Raw genomic sequence first — 1782 nt, 5'->3', positions numbered from 1 at the left:
ACAGGCTCGGCAGCGGCTGCGCGGTGTCGTACGACATCACCGCGATCTGGGCGGAGGGCTTCCGCCGCACCGGTCGGCGATACTGGAAGGCGCTGAAACGCATAGGGAAAGGCCACAGACGTGACTGAGATCGAGATCGGGCGCGGCAAGCGCGGCCGCCGGGCTTACGCCTTCGACGACATCGCCGTCGTCCCCAGCCGCCGTACGCGGGACCCGAAGGAGGTCTCGATCGCCTGGCAGATCGACGCCTACCGCTTCGAGCTGCCCTTCCTGGCCGCGCCGATGGACTCCGTCGTCTCCCCGGCCACCGCGATCCGCATCGGCGAGCTGGGCGGCCTGGGCGTGCTCAACCTCGAGGGCCTGTGGACGCGGTACGAGGACCCGCAGCCGCTGCTGGACGAGATCGCCGAGCTGCCCGCCGAGCGGGCGACGCGCCGCATCCAGGAGATCTACGCGGCTCCCATCAAGGAGGAGCTGATCGGCGCGCGCATCAAGGAGGTGCGCGACTCCGGCGTGGTCACCGCGGCCGCGCTCTCCCCGCAGCGCACCGCCCAGTTCTCCAAGGCCGTCGTGGACGCCGGCGTGGACATCTTCGTCATCCGCGGTACGACGGTCTCGGCGGAGCACGTGTCGTCCTCGCACGAGCCGCTGAACCTGAAGCAGTTCATCTACGAGCTGGACGTCCCGGTGATCGTCGGCGGCTGTGCCACCTACACCGCCGCGCTGCACCTGATGCGCACCGGCGCGGCCGGCGTCCTCGTCGGCTTCGGCGGCGGCGCCGCGCACACCACGCGCAACGTCCTCGGCATCCAGGTCCCGATGGCCACGGCCGTCGCCGACGTGGCCGCGGCCCGCCGCGACTACATGGACGAGTCCGGCGGCCGGTACGTGCACGTGATCGCGGACGGCGGTGTCGGCTGGTCCGGTGACCTGCCCAAGGCGATCGCCTGCGGCGCCGACTCGGTGATGATGGGCTCCCCGCTGGCGCGCGCCACGGACGCGCCCGGCAAGGGCCACCACTGGGGCATGGAGGCCGTCAACGAGGAGCTGCCGCGCGGCCAGAAGGTCGACCTCGGCACGGTCGGCACCATCGAGGAGGTCCTCACCGGCCCGTCCCACACCCCGGACGGCTCGATGAACTTCTTCGGCGCCCTGCGCCGCGCCATGGCCACCACCGGCTACAGCGAGCTGAAGGAGTTCCAGCGCGTCGAGGTGACCGTCGCGGACAGCCAGCACAAGCGCTGAGCCCCGGACACCGCGAAGGGCCCGTCCACCGCACCGGTGGACGGGCCCTTTTCGCGGTGCGGGCGCGCGTCAGGCGGCGGCCTTCTTGGTGCCCGAGAACGCGGCGAAGGCGGCGATGGCGAAGAAGAGGAAGGTGAGCGGGTCGGCGTCCTTCTTCCAGGCCTCCTGGACCAGGCTCAGGTGATCGAAGAAGACCTCCGAGAAGCCCACGTGCACGTAGTCCGCGATGATCATGGCCTCGCCCACGAGCTGGCCGATGTAGACGGACGCCAGGGCCAGGACGGCGGCCGCGATCGGGAGGACCGGGTTACGGCCGCCCGCCTTGCCCGCCACGAGACCGATGACGAACCCGACGCCCACGGCGGCATAGCCGATCTCGTGCTTGGTGGAGCCGATGATGACGCCGTAGAGCCCGGCGACGACCACGGCGGCGCCCAGCGCGGCACCATGTACGTGGGCGGCGCCGCCCATCGCGGTGAGTACCAGCGGATTGATCCGCGCGAGCAGCCCCATGAGCACCGGTGCTCCGGCTTCGGT

Annotated in this window: 1 protein-coding gene and 1 pseudogene; one reads left to right on the top strand and one right to left on the bottom strand. The window is 71.2% G+C overall.

What is annotated here, in order from left to right; all coding sequences use genetic code 11:
- The first annotated feature begins 120 nt into the window (after positions 1-120).
- Complete coding sequence (locus ACWEN3_RS46155) at positions 121-1245, top strand: GuaB3 family IMP dehydrogenase-related protein (protein ID WP_452984383.1); 1125 nt, start codon at positions 121-123, stop codon at positions 1243-1245.
- A 69-nt stretch (positions 1246-1314) separates the two neighbouring features.
- On the opposite strand, the pseudogene ACWEN3_RS46150 reads toward ACWEN3_RS46155, so the two are convergent.
- Positions 1315-1782 (bottom strand): annotated as a pseudogene (locus tag ACWEN3_RS46150) (hypothetical protein); the annotation flags it as partial.

The sequence above is a fragment of the Streptomyces sp. NPDC004561 genome (assembly GCF_053602155.1).
Note: the sequence above shows the minus strand (reverse complement) of the source record. Positions and strands in the feature narration are given on the sequence as shown.